This window comes from Endozoicomonas sp. (assembly GCF_051008435.1).
Taxonomy (GTDB): Bacteria; Pseudomonadota; Gammaproteobacteria; order Pseudomonadales; family Endozoicomonadaceae; genus Endozoicomonas_A.
Map to the genome: position 1 here is coordinate 1 of NZ_JBPCXO010000542.1, position 26,649 is coordinate 26,649.

At 48.1% G+C, this 26,649-nt stretch carries 25 protein-coding genes; 11 read left to right on the forward strand and 14 right to left on the reverse strand.

The genetic code is table 11. The annotated features are described in order from the left end of the window. Nucleotides 1–251 (forward strand): transposase (locus tag ACR2PX_RS27945; RefSeq protein ID WP_434002633.1); only part of this gene is annotated, 251 nt, incomplete at its 5' end. Nucleotides 252–485: 234 nt separating this feature from the next. Continuing rightward, nucleotides 486–1,748: an SGNH/GDSL hydrolase family protein gene (locus ACR2PX_RS27950; protein ID WP_434002634.1), complete on the forward strand. Its 1,263-nt coding sequence runs from the start codon at nucleotides 486–488 to the stop codon at nucleotides 1,746–1,748. A 61-nt stretch (nucleotides 1,749–1,809) separates the two neighbouring features. On the opposite strand, the gene ACR2PX_RS27955 is transcribed toward ACR2PX_RS27950, so the two are convergent. Genes ACR2PX_RS27955 through ACR2PX_RS27965 form a run of 3 tightly spaced genes read right to left on the reverse strand, consistent with a single transcriptional unit; the run spans nucleotide 1,810 to nucleotide 6,343 of the window. Beyond that, nucleotides 1,810–2,955: an acyl-CoA dehydrogenase family protein gene (locus ACR2PX_RS27955; RefSeq protein WP_434002635.1), complete on the reverse strand. Its 1,146-nt coding sequence runs from the start codon at nucleotides 2,953–2,955 to the stop codon at nucleotides 1,810–1,812. 15 nt (nucleotides 2,956–2,970) lie between these two features. Then, nucleotides 2,971–5,118, reverse strand: coding sequence for a 3-hydroxyacyl-CoA dehydrogenase NAD-binding domain-containing protein (locus ACR2PX_RS27960; RefSeq protein ID WP_434002636.1), 2,148 nt, complete (start codon nucleotides 5,116–5,118; stop codon nucleotides 2,971–2,973). A 16-nt stretch (nucleotides 5,119–5,134) separates the two neighbouring features. Continuing rightward, complete coding sequence (locus tag ACR2PX_RS27965) at nucleotides 5,135–6,343, reverse strand: acetyl-CoA C-acetyltransferase (protein WP_434002637.1); 1,209 nt, start codon at nucleotides 6,341–6,343, stop codon at nucleotides 5,135–5,137. A 148-nt stretch (nucleotides 6,344–6,491) separates the two neighbouring features. On the opposite strand from ACR2PX_RS27965, the gene ACR2PX_RS27970 reads away from it, so the two are divergent. Continuing rightward, a complete protein-coding gene (locus tag ACR2PX_RS27970) occupies nucleotides 6,492–7,520 on the forward strand; it encodes an AraC family transcriptional regulator (RefSeq protein ID WP_434002638.1) in 1,029 nt (342 codons plus the stop codon). Here the strand turns inward: ACR2PX_RS27970 and ACR2PX_RS27975 are convergent. From ACR2PX_RS27975 to ACR2PX_RS27990, 4 genes are all read right to left on the reverse strand, one after another. Beyond that, nucleotides 7,515–8,321, reverse strand: coding sequence for an MBL fold metallo-hydrolase (locus ACR2PX_RS27975; protein ID WP_434002639.1), 807 nt, complete (start codon nucleotides 8,319–8,321; stop codon nucleotides 7,515–7,517). The two genes, ACR2PX_RS27970 and ACR2PX_RS27975, sit on opposite strands and share 6 nt — an antisense overlap. Nucleotides 8,322–8,443: 122 nt before the next feature. Beyond that, nucleotides 8,444–9,205 (reverse strand): twin-arginine translocase subunit TatC, encoded by a 762-nt coding sequence (tatC, locus tag ACR2PX_RS27980; RefSeq protein ID WP_434002640.1) that lies wholly within the window; start codon nucleotides 9,203–9,205, stop codon nucleotides 8,444–8,446. Between the two features lie 117 nt (nucleotides 9,206–9,322). After that, nucleotides 9,323–9,568: a Sec-independent protein translocase subunit TatA gene (gene tatA / locus ACR2PX_RS27985; RefSeq protein ID WP_434002641.1), complete on the reverse strand. Its 246-nt coding sequence runs from the start codon at nucleotides 9,566–9,568 to the stop codon at nucleotides 9,323–9,325. A gap of 229 nt (nucleotides 9,569–9,797) precedes the next feature. Beyond that, nucleotides 9,798–10,736 carry a LysR family transcriptional regulator gene (locus tag ACR2PX_RS27990; RefSeq protein ID WP_434002642.1) on the reverse strand — a complete coding sequence of 313 codons (939 nt, stop codon included), beginning with the start codon at nucleotides 10,734–10,736 and terminating at the stop codon, nucleotides 9,798–9,800. Between the two features lie 273 nt (nucleotides 10,737–11,009). On the opposite strand from ACR2PX_RS27990, the gene chrA reads away from it, so the two are divergent. Continuing rightward, nucleotides 11,010–12,185 carry a chromate efflux transporter gene (gene chrA / locus ACR2PX_RS27995; RefSeq protein WP_434002643.1) on the forward strand — a complete coding sequence of 392 codons (1,176 nt, stop codon included), beginning with the start codon at nucleotides 11,010–11,012 and terminating at the stop codon, nucleotides 12,183–12,185. A gap of 4 nt (nucleotides 12,186–12,189) precedes the next feature. Here chrA and ACR2PX_RS28000 read toward each other — a convergent pair whose 3' ends face one another. Together ACR2PX_RS28000 and ACR2PX_RS28005 are read right to left on the reverse strand one after the other, a co-directional pair. Then, complete coding sequence (locus ACR2PX_RS28000) at nucleotides 12,190–12,729, reverse strand: hypothetical protein (protein WP_434002644.1); 540 nt, start codon at nucleotides 12,727–12,729, stop codon at nucleotides 12,190–12,192. A gap of 261 nt (nucleotides 12,730–12,990) precedes the next feature. Continuing rightward, nucleotides 12,991–13,182 (reverse strand): hypothetical protein, encoded by a 192-nt coding sequence (locus ACR2PX_RS28005; RefSeq protein WP_434002645.1) that lies wholly within the window; start codon nucleotides 13,180–13,182, stop codon nucleotides 12,991–12,993. 90 nt (nucleotides 13,183–13,272) lie between these two features. On the opposite strand from ACR2PX_RS28005, the gene ACR2PX_RS28010 reads away from it, so the two are divergent. Further along, nucleotides 13,273–13,692 carry a hypothetical protein gene (locus tag ACR2PX_RS28010; protein WP_434002646.1) on the forward strand — a complete coding sequence of 140 codons (420 nt, stop codon included), beginning with the start codon at nucleotides 13,273–13,275 and terminating at the stop codon, nucleotides 13,690–13,692. Between the two features lie 49 nt (nucleotides 13,693–13,741). On the opposite strand, the gene ACR2PX_RS28015 is transcribed toward ACR2PX_RS28010, so the two are convergent. Continuing rightward, nucleotides 13,742–15,328 (reverse strand): alkaline phosphatase, encoded by a 1,587-nt coding sequence (locus ACR2PX_RS28015; RefSeq protein ID WP_434002647.1) that lies wholly within the window; start codon nucleotides 15,326–15,328, stop codon nucleotides 13,742–13,744. Between the two features lie 162 nt (nucleotides 15,329–15,490). Here ACR2PX_RS28015 and ACR2PX_RS28020 point away from each other — a divergent pair, with 162 nt between their 5' ends. After that, a complete protein-coding gene (locus ACR2PX_RS28020; RefSeq protein ID WP_434002648.1) occupies nucleotides 15,491–15,934 on the forward strand; it encodes a hypothetical protein in 444 nt (147 codons plus the stop codon). Between the two features lie 10 nt (nucleotides 15,935–15,944). Here the strand turns inward: ACR2PX_RS28020 and ACR2PX_RS28025 are convergent, their stop codons facing one another. Beyond that, on the reverse strand, nucleotides 15,945–16,556 hold the full coding sequence (locus ACR2PX_RS28025; RefSeq protein ID WP_434002649.1) for a hypothetical protein: 612 nt from the start codon (nucleotides 16,554–16,556) through the stop codon (nucleotides 15,945–15,947). A gap of 155 nt (nucleotides 16,557–16,711) precedes the next feature. Between ACR2PX_RS28025 and ACR2PX_RS28030 the strand changes: the two genes are divergently transcribed. Continuing rightward, the gene (locus ACR2PX_RS28030; RefSeq protein ID WP_434002650.1) at nucleotides 16,712–17,707 is read left to right on the forward strand and encodes a CobW family GTP-binding protein; all 996 of its coding nucleotides are present in this window, start codon (nucleotides 16,712–16,714) and stop codon (nucleotides 17,705–17,707) included. Here ACR2PX_RS28030 and ACR2PX_RS28035 read toward each other — a convergent pair. The 3 genes from ACR2PX_RS28035 to ACR2PX_RS28045 form a co-directional block, all read right to left on the reverse strand. After that, entirely contained in the window at nucleotides 17,699–18,514 is an 816-nt protein-coding gene (locus tag ACR2PX_RS28035) for an SGNH/GDSL hydrolase family protein (protein WP_434002651.1), read from the reverse strand. The genes ACR2PX_RS28030 and ACR2PX_RS28035 overlap by 9 nt on opposite strands. Before the next feature lie 151 nt (nucleotides 18,515–18,665). After that, nucleotides 18,666–20,039, reverse strand: coding sequence for a C4-dicarboxylate transporter DcuC (dcuC, locus tag ACR2PX_RS28040; RefSeq protein ID WP_434002652.1), 1,374 nt, complete (start codon nucleotides 20,037–20,039; stop codon nucleotides 18,666–18,668). Between the two features lie 279 nt (nucleotides 20,040–20,318). Further along, the gene (locus ACR2PX_RS28045) at nucleotides 20,319–21,656 is read right to left on the reverse strand and encodes a UPF0149 family protein (protein ID WP_434002653.1); all 1,338 of its coding nucleotides are present in this window, start codon (nucleotides 21,654–21,656) and stop codon (nucleotides 20,319–20,321) included. Nucleotides 21,657–21,929: 273 nt separating this feature from the next. On the opposite strand from ACR2PX_RS28045, the gene nrdD reads away from it, so the two are divergent. The 4 genes from nrdD to nrdG all read left to right on the forward strand — a co-directional run bounded on the left by nrdD (nucleotide 21,930) and on the right by nrdG (nucleotide 26,337). Beyond that, nucleotides 21,930–24,047 carry an anaerobic ribonucleoside-triphosphate reductase gene (gene nrdD, locus ACR2PX_RS28050; protein ID WP_434002654.1) on the forward strand — a complete coding sequence of 706 codons (2,118 nt, stop codon included), beginning with the start codon at nucleotides 21,930–21,932 and terminating at the stop codon, nucleotides 24,045–24,047. Nucleotides 24,048–24,209: 162 nt separating this feature from the next. Then, nucleotides 24,210–24,425, forward strand: a complete 216-nt coding sequence (locus ACR2PX_RS28055; RefSeq protein WP_434002655.1) for a hypothetical protein — start codon at nucleotides 24,210–24,212, stop codon at nucleotides 24,423–24,425. After that, complete coding sequence (locus ACR2PX_RS28060; RefSeq protein WP_434002656.1) at nucleotides 24,422–25,873, forward strand: sodium:solute symporter family protein; 1,452 nt, start codon at nucleotides 24,422–24,424, stop codon at nucleotides 25,871–25,873. The genes ACR2PX_RS28055 and ACR2PX_RS28060 overlap by 4 nt, the downstream gene beginning before the upstream one ends. Beyond that, nucleotides 25,870–26,337: an anaerobic ribonucleoside-triphosphate reductase-activating protein gene (nrdG, locus tag ACR2PX_RS28065; RefSeq protein ID WP_434002657.1), complete on the forward strand. Its 468-nt coding sequence runs from the start codon at nucleotides 25,870–25,872 to the stop codon at nucleotides 26,335–26,337. Before ACR2PX_RS28060 ends, nrdG begins: the two co-directional genes overlap by 4 nt. The last annotated feature ends 312 nt before the right edge of the window (nucleotides 26,338–26,649 follow it).

The following is a 26,649-nucleotide window of genomic DNA, read 5'->3' on the forward strand; positions in this document are numbered from 1 at the left end:
CTTTCAAAGAACTGGTCAGTTCAGAAGGGCAAAAAGTACTTGATGATATTTTTCATATTCAACATGTGAACGCTTATCACAGTCACCTTAAGGGCTGGATCTCAGGGATCTTTCATGGGGTTGCCACTAAGTATCTTCATCATTATCTGGGCTGGAGGCGACGGCTGACAGAGGCTCGAAAACTGACTGTGGAGAAATTAACAAAAGTTATTGTTGATCATTGGGTCAACCAACCATTAAAGGTAACTTAGCCGGCTATTAGTCTTTACCAAAGCATTGGGCATTGATTTTTCCTGCTGCAGCTCAAATACATCTCACTAAAATCTAAATGTGATTATTTATTTATAAATGAAACTCTATCCTTAAAAACGAATCCTGAGCCTTTCAAGTTCTGTTAAGCTTGCCTCCCCTCCCTCAGCCCTCCGTAAAACTGATCTATATTCCTTCCAGTTCACGTTTTTCCACCACTTGAGTGAAAAGTACTTATGAGATTTCTAGCTGTCCTGGCCCTGGTTGCCAGTTCAACTGCCTATGCAGCTCCCCACAATGTCACGAAAACAAGAAAGCCCCCCAGCATCCAACAAACTGAAACAACGCCCGTCACGGTAGATTCCTTAGCCCGGTTTTCAATGTTTGGAGACAGTCTCTCGGATATTGGCAATACCTGGGAACTGACCCGGGCACTGGAAGGAGAAATCCCCCCCGATATTCTTTTTAAAGTTTTGAACGCCGATATCGAAGACAGCGAACTCGGCAAGATTCTTAAGAAGTTGGGTATTACAGTGGATGACCTGAAACATCTTGAAAACACGATGGCCCAAAAGCTTCTGGAGGAGCTCAATAAAGTCGTCCATATTCCGGTCTACCCCAATGACTACTACTTTCAGGGACGCTTCTCTAACGGTCCAGTCTGGAATGAATGGCTGATCGCCATGACAGATGTACAATTTACTTCGCCAGATCACTTTGTTAACCGGGCTTACGGAGGCAGTTTTGCATCTGATCCCAAAGACGATATGCACCTTGAAGGTCAACTCATCCCACCGGATATGAAACTGATCGTTAACGCCTATCTGAAAGAGTATCCTGCTGAAAAAGGAAAGCTATGGATGCAAGGCAATCAAGGTTTCAGTGTGCTCTATGGTGGCAATGATTATATCTATGACTTTTATAATTATCAGGTCGTTGTAGAACGAATTATTGAGCAGATTACAAGGCTGGCCGACTATGCCAGCCAATCAGCCACTCAAGATTCTCCCAACTGGATTTTTGTTGGCAACCTGCCTGATCTGGCCTGGGTACCACGCTACAAAACCGGAACCGATAAAAACAAGGGGCCTCTGTTATCCAAAACAGTACAGGGACACAACAAGTTACTATCGGAGCAAGTGCTGAGCCTGCAACAAAAGTATTCATCCAAACAGGTGCGAATAGAATTACTGGACGTTTATTCTCTGGTTGAAAAGGAACTGCAGAGTGATCACTACAAAATCAAGGATCAACCCTGCTACGACATAGTTTACAAAATGGGTCAGCGATTAAAACGAAGCGATGAGAATGTGGTGCCCTGTCCTAAAGAAACCTGGGATGACTATGCTTTCTGGGATCCTATTCATCCCTCACGTAAGTTGCATGCCAACATTGCCTACCAGGTCTGTCAAAGCACCTTTTCAAAGGTAGGCGCACGCTGCTTTATGCCGGCGTATGACAAGCCAGAAACCTACCCGAACACCGCCCACAACCCCTGAAATAGCCATCCAGATATAGAAACGGGGCCAGAATGGCCCCGTTTTTTGTTTAAACCATCACTCAGTCAGACAACAGCGAACGACTAATGATCAGCTTCATGATTTCGTTAGTACCACCGTATATACGCTGAACCCTGGCATCAGCAAACGCTCTGGCTACAGGATACTCCCACATATAGCCATAGCCACCGTGTAACTGCAGACACTCGTCAATCACTTTGCACTGCAGATCTGTGGATAATAACTTGGCCTTGGAAGCAGTTACCGCATCCAACTTGCCCTGAATATGCAACTCAAGGCAGCGATCCACAAACACCCGCAGACTGGTCACTTCCGAATCCATCTCCGCCAGCTTGAACTGGGTGTTCTGGAAGGAGGCAATAGGCTTGCCAAACGCTTTACGATCCTTCACATACTCGACAGTCTGCTCCAGCACGCCTTCACAAGAAGCGGCTGCTGTCAGGGCAATGCTCAGTCTTTCCTGTGGCAATTCTTCCATCAGATAGACAAAGCCTTTGCCCTCTTCACCCAGAAGGTTTGCTTTCGGGACACGAACATCCTGGAAGAACAGCTCAGAAGTATCCTGAGCTTTCATACCAATCTTCTCCAGGTTGGAGCCTTTTTCAAAGCCCGGAGTCCCCGCATCTACCATAATCAGGCTGATACCACTGGCTTTCTCATGGGGGTTGGTCTTACAGACGACAACAACCGTATCGGCATGCTGACCATTCGTGATAAAAGTCTTAGAGCCATTGATGATGTACTCATCACCGTCCAGAATGGCTGTTGTTTTAACATTCTGAAGATCAGAACCCGTGCCCGGTTCAGTCATGGCAATAGCGGTGACAATTTCACCGGACAGACAACCAGGAAGATAACGCTGTTTCTGATCTTCTGTGCCGTAATTCAGAATATAGGGCACAGCAATGTCAGAATGAAGACCGAAACCTATTCCCGTCAGGCCCAACCGTGAAATTTCTTCATCAACGATGGCGTTGTAACGGAAGTCGACACCCACTCCGCCATACTTTTCTGGCATGGTAGGCGCGAGAAAACCCTGTGCTCCCGCTTTGTTCCATAGTTGACGGTCGATAGCCCCTTCTTTCTCCCACTGACTGTGGAATGGGACGGCTTCGGTTTCCAGAAACTTACGAACACTGTCGCGAAACTGCTCGTGGTCACTGTCGAAGATCGTTCTTGGAATCATTGTAAATTCTCCGAATCAATGAAAATTCTTGCCTGCCTTCAGGTATTCAGAAACGATGTCAGGTGCCTTGAATCGGTCGCCGTATAGGCCACTCAGTTCATCACAACGCTCCACAAATCTCTGCAGACCATAGGTATTAACGAATTGAATATAACCTCCAGTCCACGCTGGAGCGCCTATTCCCATAATAGAACCAATATTGCCATCGGCCACTGAACGTAAAACACCCTCTTGCAGACATTTCAGACTTTCAATCACACAACGGAACAGCAATCGGTCCTTGATATCCTGATCACTGATTTCTATTTGTGGCTGGTAATACTTTTCCAGCAACTCGGGCCAGATAGTCTTGCCCTTTTCAGAGTAATCGTAATAGCCACCATCACCATGGTAGCGACCTTCCCTGTTGTATTTTGTCACCAATTCTTCAACCAGCTGGCTGGCCAGAGGAGTAGGATCATTTTCAGCCAGTTTAAGCCCCATTTGCAGCTGGGTCTCTTCGATGGTTTTGGTCAGCTGAAGACTGACTTCGTCGTGCACTGTCAAAGGGCCAACAGGCATCCCAATGGCTTTACCCAACGAATCAATACGAACAGGATGAATACCTTCTGCAACCATCTGGGCTGCTTCATACAATTGAGTCGCAAAGGTTCTGGAAGTATAGAAACCCACATTGTCGTTTACGACGATTGGTGTCTTGCGGATCTGTCGAACAAAGTCAAAAGCTCTTGCCAGCGTTTCATCACTGGTCTGCTCACCACTAATCAGCTCGACCAGAGGCATCTTATCCACAGGTGAGAAGAAGTGAATCCCAACAAAGTTCTCGGGTTTATCTGAGGCTTCTGCCAACCGAGTGATCGGCAAGGAAGAAGTATTGGTTCCCCATATGCCCCCATCTGCGAGCTTCTGTTGAGTTTCCCGAGTCACCTGATGCTTGAGCTCCAGCTTTTCAAACACCGCTTCAATAATCAGATCACAACCTTCAAGATCGCTGTCCTGATCTGTGGCCAGTATCTGGCTCAGCACTTTTTCCTTGCCCGCTTCATCATTTCTGCCACGGGAAATAGCTTTGTCCAGCAGCTTGGCTGTGTAAGCTTTACCTTTCACAGCCCCTTCAAGAGACACATCTTTCAGTACTACCTCAATACCTGCCATAGCAGCAACGTTGGCAATACCTTGCCCCATCATGCCTGCACCGATAATGCCCAGTTTTTTAACACTGCTCTGGGGAATACCTTCAGGACGACTAGCACCGCCATTCACCTGATTCATCTGGAAGAAGAAACTGCTGATCATATTCTTCGCTTCCGGTGAAATAACCAGCGAAACAAAGTTTCTCGATTCAATGCGCATCGCGGTATCAAAGTCTACCCGCAGCGTTTCAATGGCTGTTTCAAGAATACGTTCAGGTGCTGGCAACAGGCCTCTGGTTTTTCCCATCACCATGAAGGGAGCAAACTGGGCAGCCTGAGCAACAGAAGGCCTATTGATGTTACTTTTGATTCGATAGCCTTTGCGATCCCAGGGCTGCAGTGCTGCCTCAGGGTTATCCCGATTCTCAACAAGCCAGCTATGCGCTCTTGTTATCAGCTCTTCAGGACTGTCCACCAGCTCATCAATCAGTCCTGCCACCAAAGCTTTCTCTGCTTTTAAACGCTTGCCTTCCAGCAGGTAAGGCATGGCTTGTTCAACACCCAGCAGGTGGGTCATTCTGACAATACCGCCACCACCAGGCAGAAGCCCCAAAGTTACCTCAGGTAAGCCTATCTGCACTCGCTTGTCGTTCAACGCGATACGGTAGTTACAGCCCAGACAAAGCTCATAACCACCACCCAGAGCAGCACCATTGATGGCTGCCACTACAGGAACTGGCAGCTTTTCCAGACGTCTCAGAAAACTTTTGATCGCCTCGACTTTTTCAAAATACGCTTCAACCTGCCCGGCATCGACTGTCAGAATTTCTTTGAGGTCACCACCGGCAAAAAAGTCCTTCTTGCCCGATGCAAAGATCACCCCTGACAAGTCAGATTCTGATTCCAGCCTGTCCACCGTAGCCGACATTACTTCATCAAATTCTGTATTCATGGCATTGACCGGACCGGTCATGTCCATAGTGATGGTGACTATGCCGTTGTTGTCTTTCTGATAATTAAACACGCTCATATCCATCAGCTCCTGGTCAGACCCGCTCAATCAGGGTTGAAATACCCATGCCACCACCCACACACAGGGAAACCATGGCTCTTTTGAGGTTTCTTCGCTCCAGTTCATCCAGAACGACGCCCACCAGCATAGCGCCCGTTGCACCCAGCGGGTGTCCCATGGCAATAGCGCCACCATTCACGTTGGTAATTTCATGGTCGATCCCCAGATCGCTCATATATCGCAGAGCAACAGAGGCAAAAGCTTCGTTAATTTCCCAAAGATCGATGTCAGATTTCTGCAACCCGGCAATTCGCAGACACTTTTCAGCTGCGGGCCCAGGTCCTGTCAGCATGATGGAAGGTTCCGTAGCCAGAACAGCACCCGCGACAATTCGACCTCTTGGGGTTAAGCCCAGATCTCTACCGGCTTTCTCACTGCCAATCAAAACAGCACTGGCACCATCGACAATACCGGAAGAGTTACCGGGAGTATGGACATGATGAATGGCTTCAACTTCAGGGTATTTGGTGAGAATCATCTCGTCCGCCCCCATCTGTCCCATTTGCTGAAAGGAAGGTTTCAGCCTCGCCAGCCCTTCCAGAGAAGTTGCAGGTTTGATGAAGTCATCTTTATCCAGAATCACAAGACCATTCCGGTCTTTAACAGGCACAACTGAACGATCAAAATAGCCATTGTCTCGAGCATGAGCTGCACGACGTTGCGACTCTACTGCATATGCATCTACCGCTGTCCGATCCCAACCACCCAGAGTAGCAATCAGATCAGCACCAATACCTTGAGGGACCTGTCTCTGGCTGATGACAAACTCAGGGTCGGTAAACATGGCTCCACCATTGGAACCCATAGAAACCCTGGACATACTCTCTATACCACCAGCGACGGTCATTTCAGACCAGCCGGACATCACTTTTTGTGCGGCCGTATTCACCGCCTCAAGACCAGAAGCACAGAACCTGTCCAGCTGGACTCCTGCAACACTTTCATCCCAACCTGCCTGTTGTACAACAGCCTTGGCAATATCACTGCCCTGTTCACTAACAGGAGTAACACAGCCCAATACCACATCATCCACATAGCTGGTATCCAGCGAATAACGGCTTTGCAGCTCCCGGAACAAACCGGCTGAAAGCTCCAAAGGACGAACTTCGTGAAGACTGCCGTCTGCCTTGCCTTTACTGCGAGGGGTTCTTATCGCGTCAAATATATATGCCGATTGACTCATGTTATTCCTCTGCATGTCAGTGCCTGCATGAATACTGATTGAGAAGTGAGCGCTGGACAATAGCGGCTCTGATCATGAAAAATAGGCATAAAGTGACATTTCACCTATCTCTAAAATGCCCATGGCAGAATAAAAAAACGGCAATGTTTTGAATACAACAAAAACGATCACCATTTCCTCACTGCTACTCACTCACGCACTTTCTGGAGTTCGTGCTAGAGAAGTTGACCTGGAAAGGTTACTGAGAAAGTGTGGAATAAAGGCTTCTGATCTGAGTGACCCTCAAAATCGACTGCCACTGGAAAATGTCGTTAAGTTACTCCGCTACTGCAACGGAGTCATGGATGATGAAGCCAATGGACTGCTGCAGTATCCCATGCGTCTGGGCAGTTTCAGATTGATGGCACTGGCCGCAGTACATAGTCACAATTTAGGCCAGGCATTGGAACGCTGCCTTGATTTTTATAATCTGTTTGCTAACAGTTTTTCCTATGAATTGAAGACAGGGCGTCGTTTTGCTGAAATTTCCATGATCCGACGCCCAGAGCACAACATAGTAGACGACTATGCCATCTGCTCCATGCTCAGTGTGATCCATCGCTTTTGTGGCTGGCTGAGTAATGATCGACTTATTTTAAATCAGATACAGTTTGACCATACCCCTCCTCCCTATCGCACAGAATTGCAGTACATGTTTTACGGCGCTCCGGTTTTGTTTAATCAGGATAAAAACAGCATCAGCTTTGATAAGCACTATCTGGATCACCCGGTCGTTCAAACCGAAATACAGGTAGAAAGCTATATCCGTCGGGCCCCGATGGATATATTTCTGCCATTGGATGCAGGGGGTTTTTGGACGATGGAAGTGCGCAGACGCTTGAAAGAAGCTTTTGCCACAGAAAGGGAATTACTGTCTCTGAAAGTTCTGGCAGAAGAAATGTCCCTGAACCCTCAAACCTTGAGACGCCGCCTCCGAAGAGAAGGCAGCAGTTTCGATATCATCAAATCCCATATACGTCGGGATATTGCTATCCATCACCTGGGGGACAACCAACAGACCATTGAAGACATTGCCGAAGCCGCTGGTTATACCGAGCCCAGTTCTTTTATACGAGCCTTCAAAAGCTGGACTGGATTCACACCGCTGCAATTCAGAAAAGGTCTGGACAAGTTATAAGGAAACATCCAAACAGGACTTCACCAGGTTTCTTTTACTGAAGTTGTAACCACTGATCAGTGATATCACCGACTCCTTACCCAATAGCTGATCAGTAATTTCAATGACCGAAGCGCCTTTCTGATTCAACGCCTGTACCTCTCCTGCCAGATTGATAATGTAATCATACTTCTCTCTAAGCTTCTTCTTGCCTTCTTTTACAAGCCCTCTGTGTGGGCAGCAAATCAGCTCAAAGTCATAATCGAGAACTTGCAGAGTACTTTTCAGCAAAGTGCTGATGTCTTCATCAGCCCTGAGCATTTTCAAGTGATTGGCAATATACAGATCGGCACTGAATAACCAGCCTCTTTCAGGCAGGAGGTAACAAGTCATATCCTTGGCGTGTCCGGGTGCAAAGATCGCTTCAATCCTTTCACCACTACCCAGAGAAATCTCACCGGGGAGCGGTTTTGCTTCAGCCTTTCCGGGACTGCCCCAGACCAGCTTTTGCATCAACGGAGTAGAATAGCCTTTGCGCAGCTTTTCCAGAGACAGCTCTGGAGCCAACGGAGTCACGCCAGTCATCTGACTGATACGCCCAATGTTTCCGGCATGATCTTCATGATGATGGGTAATGAGCAATTGCTCGAGAGGTTTCTCGGCAATAAATGGTTTTACAAAACGCCACTGGTTGCTGGGGCCTGTATCAATGACTGTCTCACCCAGGCGATAGACAATAAAACTGGTGTTAACCCCAAGATTAAATCGTCCAACCCTGATGGCGTCCAGATCCTGATTCTGAAAGCGCTCTAAAACAGACATCCTTGACACGGCTCCAGTGAAAAAGTTCTGCACAGTGTGGGCCGATCATCAATCAGGTGCAATAGCCAAAACCTTCAGCCCGGATTGACTGAAGGTGACAGCCATGACGTGTTTTTCTTAGCTCATGGCTGTTGAGTTTCCGCTTCTTTTGGCTTGCCTGATGTCAGACGGGCAAACAGAATCCCCACCTCAAACAATAACCACATCGGGCCAGCCAGCAGAGACTGGGAAATCACATCAGGAGGTGTCAGCAGCATACCCAATACAAAGCAACCCACGATAATGTAAGGGCGCTTCTTGGACATGGAATCAACCGTTGAAACACCTGACCAGATCAGTAGCACGGTTGCAACCGGGATCTCAAAGGCCATACCGAAGGCAAAAAACAGCTTCAGGATAAAATTCAGGTAGCTGTTTATGTCCGTCATGACCGTGACACTTTCCGGGCCGGTACTGGTAAAGAAACCAAAAATGAGCGGAAAGACTACAAAGTAGGCAAAAGCTACGCCTGTATAAAACAGTACGACACTGGCAACCAGAAGGGGAATGGCAAACTTCTTCTCATGCTTATAAAGCCCTGGCGCAATAAATCCCCAAACCTGATTCAGAATAAAAGGAATAGCCGCGAACAGAGCCAACACCATTGTCAGCTTGAAGGGAGCCAGAAAAGGCGACGCAACGTCGGTTGCAATCATACTGGTGCCTTCCGGCAGGAAAGCTCTCAGAGGCTCTGAAAAGAATTCATAGAGCGTACTGGAAAAGTAAAACAGCCCGGCAAAAAGAATCAGCACAACAACCATGCTGCGCAGGAGACGTGTTCTCAACTCGAGCAGGTGCTGAACCAATGGCTGCTGCTCGTCACTGCTCTGTGTAGTAGATGACATTCGTTTTTATCCAGACAAACCCTTCAGATATGCATTCAAAGCTCTTAGGGCCTGACCGAGCAACCCAGTTGATTATTCTCAGCCAAGCTCTTACGCCCTCAAGAAGTCGCTTCAACATCAAACTTTATGGGAAATTTCTTTTTGAGTGCTGCTTTTTTGAGTGCTGCTTTTTTGAGTGCTGTCTTTTTGTGCAGCCTTTTTCACAGCTGCGTCGTTTTCTTCTTCAGTCAATGCCTGCTTGAAGCCTTTTACTGCCCCACCCAGATCGCCACCCAGGCTTTTCAGCTTTTTTGTACCGAACAGCATAACGACAATCAGCAGAATAATTAATAACTGCCAGATACTGATTCCACCAAGACCCATTGTTATTCACTCCGATGGTTAATCTGTAGGAGATTGTCTGGAAAGTAGCTATTACTTTTCAAACAGCCTCTAAGCACATGGGAAGGATACTCAAGAGAAGGCCTCTCTAACAATCAGTAGATTCAATAGGACAGCCGCTACTAGCGAAAAACCAGAAGTAAATCCTGCACTGAACACTATTCGACGGGTTCCCTTAACATAAGTCACCCTGCATCAGTACAGGGCTGAATCAGGCATTTATAGAAATGCGATACCTCTCTTGCTCAACAACACAGATCACGAGTTCCCTAAGCCATTTCAGCACCGGGTGATAACTGTCGGATTCTCGCCAGGCCAACCCTATTTCAAAGTCGGGAATCGATAAGGGTGGAAAGCACTTACTCAGGGGCGAATCGGATTTGTCGAGTTTCGATAAGACTTCAGGCACCACGCTGATATAAGGTTTCCCTTTAAGCAGTTCCAGCAGAGAAACAAAGCGGGTGCAGCCCAAAATAACTTTCCTGCTCAGTCCCTGTTCCGCAAGCAATTCATCCACTTTACCCGACAACTGACCATCCGGTGAAACCAGAGCATGATCCGTTTTAAGATAATCCTCCAGAGTGAGAGGGAGACAGTAATCCAGCACCTGATTGTCAAACAGACAAACATGCTTTTCGATATATAATGGTGTTATCGCCACATCAGCGGGAGGTGACGGCCAGTGACCTACCGCAAGGTCCAGTTTCCCGGACTTCAGCCAGTCATAGGCATTGCTACGATTCACCGTAACAAAGCTGACGCTGACATGGGGAGCCGCAGCGGTGATTCTTTCCAGAACGGGAGCGGCATAGATCATTTCAGAGTAGTCATTCAGCCCAATACGAACCGTTCCATTCCAGCTTTCGGGTTCAAAAGCGGTCTGATCCAGAACCTGTTCACGAATGTCCGATAATATACGACTGATGACTGGGTAAAGCTCACTGGCCCTTCGGGTAGGGTGCATTTGCTGCCCCTGTCGCTCCAGCAGGTTATCGTCAAACAATCTGCGAAGTCGACCCAGTGCGTGGCTCATGGCAGGCTGGCCCACAAACATTCTCTCGGCAGCTTTGCTGACACTGCGCTCTTCATAAAGTGCTTCAAAAGCACTGAGGAGATTAAGGTCTACACGAGATACATCAATCTTATTCATAACTTTAATTCAGTCAATCAATTCGATTAATGATACATCTATCCCTACAATAACGGGCAAAATTTATACGCATGGAGGCTGCTTGGAAAGTAGGGACCGAGGTAAAAATTCAGTAGAACGAGTCACATTTTTCGATCAATTCGTGCGAATAGTTAACCTATTTAATCGAATTGATCGGAAAATGCGGCCTTTCTTTCTGGGTTTTTAACCGATCTATTCCTTTCCAAACAGCCTCATTTACCTTATTGCACACTTTTTACTTCTGGACAGCTTATGGGACATTCGATTCTTGACGTCTTCTGGCGTTTTCTGGTGCTGGGCTGTTACTCCTTCGGGGGGCCCACTGCGCATATTGGCTACTTTCATAAAGAGTTTGTCGAACGCCGCAAGTGGCTCAGCGAGAGAGATTATGCTGACACCGTCGCCCTTTGCCAGATGCTACCTGGGCCTGCCAGCAGTCAGGTAGGCATGAGTATTGGTTTTGAACGTGCGGGTCTGCCAGGTGCTTTTGCTGCTTTTCTGGGTTTTACCCTTCCTTCAGCCCTGATCATGATCCTGCTGGCTCTGGGTTACAGTGAAATATCGGGTATTCCCGCAGCCATGGGCATTCTTCAGGGGATTAAACTGTTTGCTGTTGCGGTGGTGGCTGACGCGCTGATCAAAATGGGTCAATCATTATGCCCGGACCGTCCCAGGGTTACACTGGCCGTTCTTTCTGCCGGAGCCATGCTGCTTCTTCCCCACGTCTTTACCCAGATTGGTGTGATTCTTGTAGCTGCAGCCTGTGGATACGTTATCTACCGGAATCAATCTGCAGGTGGTGAACCTGCTCAGGTTAAAGGCAGTAAACGACAGGCGTTCGCTGCTCTTATTCTATTTCTTGCTGGCTTGCTGGTTTTGCCATTGATAGCCGAACTGTCAGACTCAACCAGCCTGGGACTGTTTGATAGTTTCTATCGCGCCGGTGCTCTGGTATTTGGTGGTGGTCATGTCGTTCTGCCCATGCTTCAGGCTGAAGTCGTTCATCCCGGCGGTGTAACTCCTGATGCCTTCCTGGTGGGTTACAGTGCTGCCCAGGCTGTACCTGGCCCCATGTTCGCCCTAGCACCATTCCTGGGAGGTGTTTACGGTGGAACCTACAGTGTTTCCCATGCTCTGGCCGCGTTGTTTGGTGTTTTCGCTCCTTCATTCCTTCTGTTGGCAGCCGCATGGCCCTTCTGGAACCGTCTGAAAGCGATGCCAAAGCTCAGAGCCGCAATCAATGGCATTAATGCGGCAGTAGTCGGTTTGCTTCTTGCCGCCTTCTATAACCCGGTCATGACTCTGGCCATCAAGGATGCTCAGGATGTTGCCCTGGCATTACTGGCTTATCTGCTTCTGGCTGTCTGGAAGCTGCCTATTGCCTGGATGGTGCCTCTGTTTGCCGGGATTGGTTTCCTTCTGATCTGAGCAGTCACTGCTTTTCGATCATTTTCATCAGACTGTCTATAAAGGGCAGTCTGATGATTTTTTCCTTGAGACTGAACTTCCCTGCCGTTTGCTGTTCCAGCTCATACTCCTTTCTTGTTAGATCCCGGTAAAAACAGATCATTGCGATAGGCAGTTCCTGTTCAGCCTCTCTGCATCTCGATACCTGGCTTGCCATTTTAGTATGTTCATCCACTTCAAAAGGCAGTGGTGGCGTTTGCTGGATTTGATGAAAAAAATAGACAGGTTTATTGTCGTAGAAATTCATTAAATCAGCCTGAGGTCCAGGTAGTGTAACCCCTGGAATGCCTGCTGTTGTTACCTGCAAACTGGCAAGGTTAAAACGGAAACCCACCTGCACATACCCCCTGACTACTTCAGGCCTCATCCCAAGAGCTCGATGGTCTCTATAGACAATGGCATGAAGATTCCCGGGTGGAAAAGCCGCAAAAAACGGCGCATGAAACTCTCCATAACTGATTGGCCAGCTGCCAATCTCTTTGGAATGGAATAAAACGCCGCACATATAAGCGCCGTATGTCGCAAAGGAATCATTACAATCCTGCAGATTAAAATGAAAATGCTGTGCAGCCTTAACCGAGAAGCACGTTAGACAATAGACAACGCTAGAAAAGATGAGCCGGTGAGAGAGTTTCATCACACAATCGATGAAGTATTATTCTAAAACAAAGTGATAAGCAGGATAGTTCAAGACATCATAGTGGAAGGGGGAATGAAGAAAAAAGAAGTATCTTGAAACGTGAATGTGTTAAAAGCAGGAAGCTGATCAGGCTGCATTAGAAAACACTGAATCATTCAATGCTTTCTGATGCAGCCGGGAATCGGCCCGGCCTGCATGTTTGGATTTACGGCGATACTTGGTTTTATCTTGTTCCTTTCTCTGCCTGAACATTGGGTCCTGCATCAGTTTTAACACTGCAGAAGGCCCCCGTTTCTTCTTCTGTTTGGATTTAGCCATAATACTATTTTCCTTTCTTGAGTTTCCTTTAAGAGGCTGCCTGACTTATTCTTTCGAAAACAAATCACTCAGTCCCTTAGAGATATGACCATGATAGCAAGGTTTTTCTCCCTGCTGCTGGTCGCAGCACTTTCCGGCTGCGCCAGCGATTATAAGGCAAATACCCCAGCCATAGAAACCCGAACCTACGTCGGTGTCGACGCAGTACCCGATCCAGTACTGGAGCAAACGCTTAAGCTCGAAAAGCAAGGCATTCTGTCCAACGTGACGGTCATGGAATCTTTTCCGGTACAGATCACTGCAACAGGTCCAACTCAAGTGCTTGAATGCATTTCCAATCCCGGAGGGATCTGGCTGTCAGCATACAATGAGTGTGAAAACATGAATCAAACCGCTTGTGAGCGGTTGGGAGGGCATTTCAACGAATGCGCATCAGCCTGTCGTCATGAGGCGGAAGAAATGATTTGTTTCCAGGTTTGTGTACCCATCTGTACTTTCCCTTCTAAATAGACTGATGAGCCGAGCAGTGGTTTTGTGCCACTGCTCGTTACCACTTATTTCAGTAAAGCGCCTTCAGCCTTTGACCAATATCGGTGTGGTGCATAAAGCCACTGAAGGTTTTGGCTGCTTCTTCGTTGCCGTAGGCAATCACAACAACGGGGGTAGTCGTGTGTGTACCGGTTCCCCAGACAACATTTTGCTCTTCAGCCATTTCTCGGCCCAGCAGGTTGTACTGAATTTCTGAGCCATAGACATAAAATGCACTGAAGTCGTTGACGACAGGCAACTGCTCGTCCTTCAGGTAGGAATGCTCTGGATCACGGAAACGGTTCTCGTCCATTGCCAGAATATTAGCCGCCTGCCTGGCAGTGATATCAAAGTCGCTGTTTTTGTTCACTACTTCTGCCAATACGTCAGGGGTTTGCTGTTTGGCAGGACGTTGATAGAACTCACCCATAATTTCGATAAAGCTTTTCTTCTGGTTGTACAGGGCATCCAGAATGTCTACAGAACCAAAGTTGAACATAGGCTTGTAGTCCTGACCTTCAAACACTTTACCAGGCAGCTTTTTAGCTTTTGGCAGATTGGCAGCAGAGTAACTGAAGCCAAAAGAGCCGGTCTCATGATCAGCAGTTACCAGAATCAGTGTATCGTCACGGCCTTTTGCCCATTCATAGACGGCCTTGATGGTTTCATCGAACTTGATCATTTCATGCAGCATGGTGCCAGCATCATTATTATGACCAGCCCAGTCGATCTGACCACCTTCAACCATCAGGAAGAAGCCTTTGTCATTCTCCTCAAGCATATCAATGGCTTTAACCGTCATCTCCTTGAGAGTGGGCTCCTTGCGCTGTCTGTCATTTCGGGTCTGAGAGTAAACGATACCGTCCATCATGCCGGAATTACTGAACAGTCCGAGCACACGACCGTCTTCCAGAGAAGTCAGTTGCTCACGATCAAAGGCCAGCTTATAACCTCGTTCTTGTGCCTCCTTCAGCAAGTTACGCTCATCCTTACGCTTAGAAGAAACGCTGAAAGCGTTACCTGTCATGGATTGAATGCTTTCGTAAGTCTTGCCTTTTTCATTAACTGAGGCCGGCACCCAGTGACGCAAACCACCTGAGAGCATAACGTCAACATGGTTGCCTTCGAGCATATTCACGGCAATCTCATTCTCAAGAGAACGATGCGGTTGGTGTGAAGCAAATGCGGCGGGAGTCGCATGAGTCAGACGGGTATCGGATACCAGTCCTGTGGCGCGGCCTTCTTTTTTAGCCAGTTCCAGAACGGTTTCTACAGCGTCTCCACGAACGTCTACACCAATGGCTTCGGAAGGTGAAAAAGTGCCAGTCGCAAGCTGTGAAGCCGATGCTGCGGAATCAACCACCAGTGCATCAGCCGGGTTATGCATGGAAAGGCCCACGGTACTTTCTGCAGTGATTTCAGAAAGACTGGTAGATTCCCCTTTGTAAATAGAGTTGGGGGCCTGCCTTGCATAGGCTTCCAGTAAACCCATTTGTTGAGGTCCCATGCCATCGCCAATGAGCATGATGACATTTTTGATCTTGGTCTCTGCCAGAACAGGATTTGCCAGAGTCATCAGACCCAGGCCTAGAGCTGCAAATACGGTCTTTGATCTCAAAGTACTACACCGTTGGATGATCAGATGGGCGCACTTTAAGAAGAGTTGATGACAGTTTGATTACACAATAAAAAGATTTCCCGAAGCCCGTTTACTGTTTTTGCGGAACTCTATGTCCCCCAGAGGATCTATACTGCATTAACTTTTTTACAGGGTGCGATTATGCAGTTCGTAGTGTTCTGGAATATTAGCTGGCTGAAAGAGCGCCTCCGGGAAAAACCGCTCTCTGGTCGGGAAACTTACATCTACGCATTCTGCTGGCTCGTCTTTTTGACCCTGGGCTTTTTTCCTGAAAACATTAATGACAGCTTTACCCATAGCGGGTGGCTTGAAATCATAGAACTACTGATTCCAGTGATAGCCATTTTCTACGCCTGGCTTTGTAACGGGGGTCGTAAGGGAGAACAGTTCTGGACTCGGCTTATTTCCATTGGCTGGGTAGTCACAATGAGAACCCTGGTATTCAGCCTGCCACTGTTTTTTGTCCTGGCTTTCGCTCCGATGGAGCAGTCAGAGTTAATTTATGAAACAGCCGCCGCTTTGGTAGGTTTATTGATTATCTGGCGGCTGGGTGTACATATGGAGCCCATGAAACAAAACAGTTAGAACTTGAAGATCATTCTTCCAGTGCTTTCTGGGCCTGAAGAGCTAATAATTGACATTCTATTTTGAATCTATCCCAAGGATGCTCTTTCCAGAGAGTGCCTGCTTTCAGAACTCTCAAAGCATTAATTTTCACTTCAATTTCCACAGCTTTCACACTTCTGTCAAAAGCTGTTCCAACGTCATTAGCAAATTTTGTAACTTTTTCACCGAATGTTGGCTCTGCACTTCTTGTTGCTTGCCTAGCCCTTTCGTCTTCCATTTTTTGGTGTGTAGGAGCGCTCGCAGCTTGCTTGTCATAGCCTTTAGCGATCTCCTCATATGTCTTCTGCGCTGTAGAATCCTTGTACTTTTGCTTATCTAACCTTGCATTTCCTGCTTTCGCCTCAAAGTATTCCTTTGAACCAGAATGAAAGTCAGTAGCCTTAGTTTTTTTCGCATTGATTCGCTCATTTCGAGCTTTTGCTTCACGATACCGTGGCGCATTTTTAATATTATTTCTTGCAGGAACCTCACGAGCAGTTCTCTGCCCATGCTTGCCACGCTCTCTTCGAGCAGGCCTGGTATGATTGGTAGTCTGAGAGCTTGAAAACAGACTTCTTAATTTATCTAATCCACCAGCCATGACTCACACTCCTCCCTGAAAGCTGAAAATCCCATATATTTAACTATCGACGATTTTCCAGTTTCTTCCATCAATCAGGGGACTCTATAGAAATTCTTCTCCCAAAAAACACTCAAAAACGTTATATTGTAACAATTCAATCAGTTTTAGATGTCATGATCAAAGCAATTCCCACCAACCTGATTACCGGCTTTTTGGGATCAGGTAAAACCACTGCCATCCTCCACTTGCTGGCCAATAAACCCAAGGACGAAACCTGGGGTGTGCTGGTGAATGAGTTTGGAGAAATCGGCATCGATGGTGCTATGATGTCTGGCAAAGGGGCTGTCGTCCGGGAAGTGCCCGGGGGCTGTATGTGCTGTGTTGCCGGGCTTCCCATGCAGATCGGGCTGAATATGCTGATTGCCCGCAGCAAACCTGATCGCATTCTGATAGAACCCACCGGACTGGGTCATCCTGCACAGATCCTGCAAACACTCTCCGGTGAGCATTATTCAGAAGTGCTCGATCTCAAAGCCAGTATTTGCCTGCTCGACCCTCGAAACCTGAGCGACCAGCGCTATCTTGAGAATGAGAACTTTCAGGATCAGATCGCTCTTGCTGATGTCATTGTGGCCAATAAAACCGACTGCTGTGATGATTCCGATAGAGAACGTTTTGATAACTTCTTTCGCTCTATGGAAAGCCAGACATTCATGACGGCCTGGGTAGCCCATGGAGCCATTGAGCATCAATGGCTGGATCTTCCCAAAGGTCATCAGGAGGCACTTCATCCTGATGCTCACCACCAGCACAGCTCCATGCCGGAAAGTGCTCCTCTGACACTGCCTGAAGGCGAGCTGTTTATTCGACGTGAAAACAAAGGACAGGGCCACTTCAGTTGTGGCTGGCTTTATAGCTCAATACTGGTGTTTTCTTTCGATGCACTCTTTCATTTGTTCAACAGTATTCCGGCCAAACGCCTGAAAGCGGTTGTGCATACTGATCAGGGCCCCAGAGCTTTCAATGCTCAAGAAGGTGTTGTCAGTATTATGGAGCTGGATGAATGTGAGCACAGCCGGGTTGAGGTCATTCACAACGAGCCTTTGCCATGGGATGACATTGAAGAGTTACTATGCCGAGCGGCAGGGTTGGTACCTACTTCAGACTGAAGGTTTTTCCAGCTCTGTCCTGAGATCACTCAGATAACCGCTGGCCAGGCTTTCTGCCCAGAGAGCATAACCTTTCTCGGAAGGGTGGAAGCCGTCTTTTGCCAGATTAGCCACATCCAGCTCACCACTCATGGGCATATGCAATACTCCCTGCCATTGCTCTGCAACTCTGACCAGATCCCGATCCAGTAATCGGGCTCTGGCCCCCAATACCTTACTGAGAGGACTGGGCAAGGCAGAAAACTCTTGCACCGGGGGTAATCCTGCCAGAATGATTGGAGATCGGGAGTAGAGCCGGATATCGCTGATCATGCCACAAACATCCTTGCGCCACTGCTTTCTGGACGTTACCCCTTTAGCATCGTTGACACCCAGGGCAATGACGATGAGGTCTGCACGACCATCCTTCAAGGCTGGCAACAAAGTGGCAGGAAAGATATCCCTTCGAAGTTCTTCCGCCTTGATCCCATTCTTGCCTATGGCTCGCCAGCGGACATGGACATCCAGCTCATCACTCAAGCAATCCGCCAAACAACCACTCAGAGCGGTAGAGTGCGTCAGTGCCCCCACACCCGCTGCTGAAGACTCACCGGTAACATAAAGATAGAAGTCCCGCTCTCTCTCTTTAGAAGAGCCATTAGAAGAGCAATTAGAAGAGCCGAAAAAAGGCGGAGCAGCAGGAGGCAAGCGCAAGATGGTTCTTCGGACTTTCATTCCCTGGGCAGCCAGAACAGGCAGCATCGACAAGCCTCCCCACCAAAGCAAGTGATCACTTACTTTATAAGGCAAAGATCGTCGATTGATCATTAATTCCTCCGAGGCGGCTATCCGGTATCAGGTTCTGATCAATAGATTATCGGCCAGACTCTTTTATAGTTCAGGATCAAAGAAGCCTTTCCTCCAGATACAAAAACGGGATCTCAAATGAGATCCCGTTTGGAGCTAAAACCCATCTCTGTTACATGAACAGAATCAGGTGCAGACCCATACCCAGAACGAAAGAGCCCATCATCGGTATAGCGGTTCTCTTCACCAGTTCAAAGGGTGAGATCTTGGCTATACCGGCACAGGCAATCACCACCGCAGAGATCGGTGACATGGTCCTACCCATACTGGCTGCGAAGTTCATTGGCAGCAGCATGCTGACCGCTGGTACACCAAAGCTCTTGGCTACGTCTGGAGCCAGAGTGGCGAAGGATAGGAACGCAGCATTACCAGAACCCATCATGATGGCTGAGATCGCAATCAGAATCGCCATAAAGACAGCCATGAAGGCAGCACCAATACCCAGACCCTGAGCTGACCCTAACAGTGAGTCGATAGCACCGATGTGCTTGAGACCCATAGCGAAGATTTCAGCACCGATAATCAGACCGACTACTGGGCCAAATACTGCGCCCATCCCCGCCAGGAACTTGTCGAAGCCAGACAGGGACTCCTTGATGTTCTTCGTACGAATCAGTTCAAACAACATCCCGGCGAACACACTGATCAGCATGGCAGCAACCAGACTCATGCTGATGGAGGTCACCATCATCTTGGAGAAAACCAACAGCAGAACAAAGGGAATCATTGGCAACAGGGCATAAATCGCAGGAGCCTTTGGCTTCTCTTCCTCACCTTCTGCAGCATCCGTTGCGCCGACATGATCAGCAGCAATGTAGCCCGCTTTCAGATCACAACGACGTTGCCAGAAAAAGTGCAGAGCCGCCGTCATAAGAGCCATGGGAATGGTCACCCAGGCTTGATAACCCAGGAAGTACTCAGTGATATCCATGCCACCCTGACTGGCAGCAAAATTGGCATTCACCTGGGTTACACCAATTTCAAATGCAGCAGGAGAAGCACAGACTGCAGCGGCTGAAGCTGGACTCAGGCCAATACTGCGCAGAACTGGATACAGTGTCACCATCAGCAGCAGACCCAGACCGGTTGCTGAAGTCACAAACATCTGAAGTACGACACAAACAAGGTATACCAGAGACAGCACCAGGTAGGGAGATTTGAAGCCATGGATAGGTTTTACCGCCAATCGCACCAGCGCTTCAGAAGCACCAATGTGAGACATGTAAGAAGCAAAACCGCCACAGGCCATGATGGTCAGACCCAGGCTGGCCATACGCATGCTGAAGACACTGTTCATAAGCTCGAACAGGTCAAACGGCGCAAACCCGGTAGTTTTATCGACAGGCAGGATATCAGCGATACCCAGTAGAGCAGCTGCACTGAGCAGCACCATACCGGCTATGGCTAATGTTGCAGAAGCACTGAAGTTTTTGACAATGCCGTAAACAACTAATGCTACGACAGGTATGACTATGAGAATGTCCATGCATCCCACCCCAATAATTATATGATTCGGGGTAAGAATATTTTTTGACAACAGGTTAATAATTGATCTAAATCAACTTAAATAATTATTATATGAACAATATTTTTCTCTATTCGTAAAAACCCTTTACAAACTGTGGCTATTCTTCCAAAGACGTCTAATACATAAGCAGGATTGCTGAAGTATTTCTACGAAGCAGTGATTTATTCTTTTTTTCTGGGTCTGGGGCAGCTGATTTTAAACCGCCCCAGGAAAACTCATAAACTTAGCCGTCTGGTGTCATCCAGCGCCACAGCATTTCTTATATTTCTTGCCACTGCCACATGGACAAGGATCATTACGACCATATTTTGTGACAGAAACCGGGTCTGGTGTTTCCATAATGGCATCCCAGCGAGTTCGGACTCCAGCGCCTATAGAAGCTAACTCTTTCGCTACGGAAGGAACGGCAGACAGCATTTTCTCGATATTGGGACCACCCGGACTTTTGGCCTTTTCCAATAATTTCTGAGGATTGTTCCAGATACTCAGAAGAATGGTGCAGGCTGTCCAGGACTCTTCCAGCTCTTTCATGGCTTTGTGCTGGAACACTTCTTCCCAGAAGTTCACCAGCATGGCGTTGGCTTCGCCAAAACCTTTGGACCACTTTTGCAAATTCGGGAACAACTCATCACCGGGCGTCTCTGACTGACAATCTTCAGGAATAATGCCCAGTCCCATTTCAACAGATCGCTCAAGGGTGTCATAAAGATTGAACAATATACGATGGGCGTCTTTTTCCTGCTGTTCATCAGCAAAAGAGGGTGCTGTACCAAAGACTTCCTTCAGCCAGCGATTGGGTGGAACCTGTTGCGGAGAACCCCAGATACCAAACAGAAAACCTTCCACTTCCTGATAGGACATATTGCCATGATCAGCCAGCATAGTTTCGAGCATTTCCTTTTGAGAATGATCAAAACGCCAGTCAGGAATAAAGGAACGGGTTTCTCTGAGACCCAGCTCAATCTCGACGTCTTCGAAGTCACCATGAATTTCACGGTCTACCTTGCCACGATCAAATGCATCATGAATGGCTTTGGCCGCTTCCTTACCGTGCAGATCAATCAGAGCACCGACCAAAGCGGTATTCAAATAAATCTCATCGTCTTCATGATCTTCGAGGAGCTGTTGAAGGCCGGTAATAGTCTCTTCACGATCGGCTTCATGGTAAGCCGCATTCCAACGCAGAGATTCGATCGCAAGATCCCGTGCATCTTCATTTTCTTCTGCATTTCTGGATATGCTCCAAAGGCGATCAGTAGCCACAGAACCCAGGCGACCGACAGCCGAAGGCAGATACTCAGCAATCACAAAGTGTTCATCATCTTTGTAAAACAACTCCAGAAGGGGCTCTACCGCTTCTTTTGCCTGCAGAATACCCAGAATCCTCCAGGCATGGACTGGCGACCAGACCGTATCTGCATCGTCATGATCAAAGAAGGTCCAGTCCTGAGCCAGCTTCAGCAGCTCTGGAATATGCGACTCATTAAATTCGAAACGGCTGTAATCCGTCCATTCCTGCCAGTCGCAATAGCCCAGGCCAAGAAGTTCAGAAATGGGAGAGGTGTAGGGACTCATGGAGATATCCGAGGGTGACCATATAGAAAGGCTCGCAATCATAGTAGATCAGTTCCGTTAATCCAACATCCTAGGAGCCCGCAGAAAAACTAAAGATCTGAAGCACAACACGTATTTACTTGATAATTAACATCGAAAACTATCGGTCTTCACGGATAATAGACGCCGAGGCAATACTATATATTGTGCCTCCCAGCTGCCAGCACCACAACCTAATGGAATCGAACCAGGCAGCCTCACCTCCCCTATTCCTGTTTTTCGGAGTTGTACTGGATGACCGACATCATCAAGCGCGATGGCTCACGACAGCCATTTGACACACCTCGTATTGCCAGAGCCGTGGCCAGTGCCTTGAATGATGCCCACATCAGAGATGAAGCTTTTGCAGGGTCCCTGGCAAAAGAAGTGGAACAGACCTTTATTAAGCGTGAACGGGTCGATATCTATGAGGTTCAGAACCTGGTCGAAGAGCTGCTGATGCGCAGCCCTTATAAGGATGCTGCCAGAAAATACATCGAGTATCGCAACACAAGGGATATTGAGCGCGAGTCCAAGAATGCTCTGAGCCAGGAAATCATGAGCATTATCAATCAGGACAATGAAGAGTTGCTCAATGAAAATGCCAATAAAGACAGCCAGATCATCCCCACTCAAAGAGACCTGCTTGCCGGTGTTGTAGCCCGACACTATGCCAAACAGCATATTCTGCCAAAACCTATAACCGCAGCCCATGAACGGGGGGAACTGCATTACCACGATCTGGACTACTCCCCTTTCTTCCCCATGTTCAACTGTATGCTGATTGATATAGAAGGCATGATGACCCAGGGTTTTCGCATGGGGAACGCCGAAATTGAGACACCAAGATCCATTACCACGGCAACCGCGATTACTGCCCAGATCATTGCCCAGGTTTCCAGCCATATATACGGCGGCACCAGTATTAATGAAATAGACCGTATCCATGCTCCCTATGTCACCAAGACGTTTGAAAAACATCTTGAAGAAGGCCTGCGCTGGATTGATGACAGAGCCAAAGCAGAAGCCTATGCCATGGAGCGGACAGAGAAGGACTGCTTCGACGCCTATCAGGCACTGGAATATGAAGTAAACACCCTGCACACCGCTAATGGTCAAACCCCTTTTGTCACGTTTGGCTTTGGCCTGGGTACCAGCTGGCAGGAAAGGCTGGTACAGCAGTCCATTCTCAAAAACCGGATTCGTGGTCTGGGTCGTAATGGCAAGACCCCTGTCTTCCCAAAACTGGTCTTTGCCATTCGCAAGGGAGTCAACTTCTCGAAAGATGACCCTAACTATGACATCAAGCAACTGGCTCTGGAGTGTGCCAGCAAGCGGATGTATCCGGACATTCTCAACTACGACAAACTGGTTGAAGTCACTGGCAGCTTTAAAACACCCATGGGATGTCGTTCATTCCTGAACGCTTATGAAGAAAATGGCCAGCTCATTCATGACGGCAGAAACAACCTCGGAGTGGTTTCCCTGAACCTGCCCCGCATCGCTATTGAAAGCGAAAACGAAGAGGACTTTTTCAAGCGTCTGGATCAACGCCTGTCACTGACTAAAGACGCCCTGATGACCCGAATTGAGCGGCTGGACACAGTTAAAGCCAAAGTCGCTCCGATTCTCTATGTAGAAGGGGCCTGTGGTGTCAGGCTGAATCCGGAAGATAACGTCAGTGAAATTTTCAAACATGGCAGAGCATCTATCTCACTGGGTTACATTGGTGTCCACGAAACGATCCATGCACTCTATGGCCAGGGCGACATTTACGATTGTGAAGAGCTTCGTCAGAAAGGTCTGAGCATTGTCCAGTATCTGAATAAAACCGTCAGCCGCTGGAAGGCAGAAACCGGGTACGGCTTCAGCCTCTACTCGACTCCCAGCGAAAGTCTCTGCGATCGTTTCTGCCGACTGGACCGTAAAGAGTTTGGAGTGATTGAAGGCGTCACTGATAAAGGCTATTACACCAACTCTTTCCACCTGGATGTCGAAAAGAAGGTTACGCCATACGACAAAGTCGACTTCGAGATGGATTATCCGGCTCACGCCAGCGGCGGCTTCATCTGCTACGGTGAATACCCCAACATGGTCCACAACCTGAAAGCGCTGGAAAGTGTCTGGGACTACACCTACGACAAGATTCCATACTATGGCACCAATACGCCCAATGACGTCTGCTACAGCTGCAGCTATGAAGGCGAATTCCACGCAACGACTCGTGGCTTTGAGTGCCCTCAGTGTAAAAACAGAGACTCCTCCAGAATGTCTGTGACCCGCAGAGTCTGTGGCTACCTGGGACAGCCTAACAGCCGCCCATTCATCAAGGGCAAACAGGAAGAAGTCGTTCGCCGGGTGAAACATCTCTAACACTCTACAGAGAAGAGCTGGTTTCAGATCTTCCTCAAGCGCTGTGCTACATTTTTCTGTTTGTTGACGATAAACCTTTCATCCACCCCGGATGAAAGGTTCGTTCTGGGTTTTAGGCCGGGCTGTCTATTCTCGGTCAGGCTCCCAGCTAAAGGCTGTTTTATGAAAAATAAAACCCTACGCACAGCTCTTCAGCTTCTGATGTTGTTACTGCTGATTATCTCTGTTCCCTGGTACCGAACGCCTGGTTCTGATCCAAACATCTACCTGGGGATGCCAGACTGGGTGATTCTCGCCCTGACCTGCTATGTACTGGTTATCTTCATCAACCTGCTGCTCTGGTTGACGAAACAAGATCAGCAGGAGCCTAACCCATGAGTCTCTCCCTGTGGCTGACTCTGGCCTATTTTATGGTGCTGATTCCTTTGTGTTTCAGTGCCAGAAAGGCCAGTCAGAGTGATGAAGCGGAAGATCATTATCTGGCCAGTCGTTCACTGGGCTTCTTCGTACTGTTTTTTACTCTCTATGCCACAGCCTTCAGCGGTAATACTCTGGTGGGTTATACCGGTCAAACCTACCTTCACGGTTTCCACTGGGTATTAACGGTAGGTCTCTGGGCTGCCATTGCGGCTAGCTTCCACTTTCTGGTACCCAAATTAAGACCACTCTCAGTACAGCATCAGTTTGTCACCCCCGGTGACTGGATACGCTTTCGATTTCAAAAAGACCGAACCGTTCTGCTCTTGCGAAGACTGTTGGCAATCTGTCTGTGCCTGACCATGGCTAACTTTCTTTTCGCCCAGTTAAAAGCAGCCGGTGAAATCATGGAGGTCATCACTGGCGAAGCCATTCCCTATACAGTAGGTGTCATTCTGTTCGCCCTGGTCATCCTGCTTTATGACTCTATTGGAGGCCTGAGAGCCGTAGCCTGGACCGATGTTTTCCAGGGACTGATGATGTTTACAGGCTCGATTTTTCTCATTATCTGGATGATTGAAAACAGCGGTGGCTTCACAGCATTGGGGGACAGCGTCAGCCAGCTTCGTCCAGAAACAGTGGCCGTACCGGATAGCAGCACTCAGATACGCTGGCTCAGTATCATGTTACTGGGAGCTCTGTCCGTGGTTGTCTACCCACAGACACTGCAAAGAGTTTTCGCGTCTTCCAACACAAGAACCCTGAATAAATCCATTGGTGCGTTGAGCGTTATTGGGCTGTTTACGAATCTGGTCGTCCTTCTGGTGGGTTGGTGTGCCATCTCACTCTTTGCCAATACTGAAATCAGCAACGTAGATCAGGTGCTGCCTATGCTGCTTGAGCAGTGGGCCACCAGCAGCCTTTGGAATGGCTTTGCTGCGTCCATTGTGTTGCTGGCTATACTCGCTGCCATCATGTCTACGGCTGATTCAGTCCTGCTCTCCCTGGTCTCCATGCTGAGACACGATATCCCTCACCACTCCGATAGACAGGGACTCCGTAAAGACTATTTCATTGCTGTCGGGGTGATGGCCGTCATTACCCTTTGCGCACTGAACAGGGATATCACGCTCTGGCGACTGATCGTCATCAAGCTGGAACTTCTGGTGCAGTGCTTCCCTGCTTTTGTCATTGCCCTGCATCTGCCAAAAATTCGCTCAGGAGCTGTGCTATCCGGCCTGATTACCGGTGTCGTCATTCTTTTAACTGCCATCTCTCTCGGAATGAAGAACCTCTGGGGAATCAATGCCGGGCTCATCGCTCTGGCAGTTAACCTTATGGTACTAACCTTGGTTTTCTTATTTCAGTCCAGAGCATCCGGACACTACCCTTCAGAACCTCGCCTATGAATTACCAGCAGTATTACCCTCTTGATGTCGTCAATGGTGAAGGCACCCGATGTACTTTATTTGTCTCCGGCTGTGAGCACTTTTGCAAAGGCTGCCATAACTCGTCTACCTGGGATGCCAGTAAAGGCCATCGTTTTACTCAGGAGATGGAAGACCAGATTCTCACGGACCTGAAGGACTCCCGAATCCACCGGGACGGTTTATCCCTGTCGGGAGGAGATCCATTATTCCCGGAGAACCTGGACGATATTCAGCATCTGGTTAAAAGAGTAAAAGCAGAACTACCGGACAAAGACATCTGGTTATGGACAGGCTATACGCTGGAAACCCTTTCTACCCAACAAAAAGCTGTTATTGAGTTTGTAGATGTGCTGATTGATGGTAAGTACGAAGAAGATAAACGAGATTTGTCGCTTCCATGGCGGGGCAGCTCAAACCAGAGAGTCATCAAACTCAAGCATTGAAGTGATCAGGATTGAGTGACGGTCAGTCACAAACCCCAGAATATTATCATGAACTTGCTCGACCCGGTCTACAAACTGTGACAGTGGGTCTTCACCTCGGCCAATGGCCGCTAAAGCTTTTCGAAACTTGAAACTTTCTCAACTGTTTTCACTCTGCCCACAGACAGCGGCTATTCCCTGCTCCCGCTATGCCATTTGTAAACGTTCGGATATCTTGGGGTAACGACCGCAAGCCAGAGCTTTCTCCTGTAGCCACATCAGTATCAAGTTGATAATTTGCTTGGCACAAAAATTTCAGCTTGATTGGGTGCA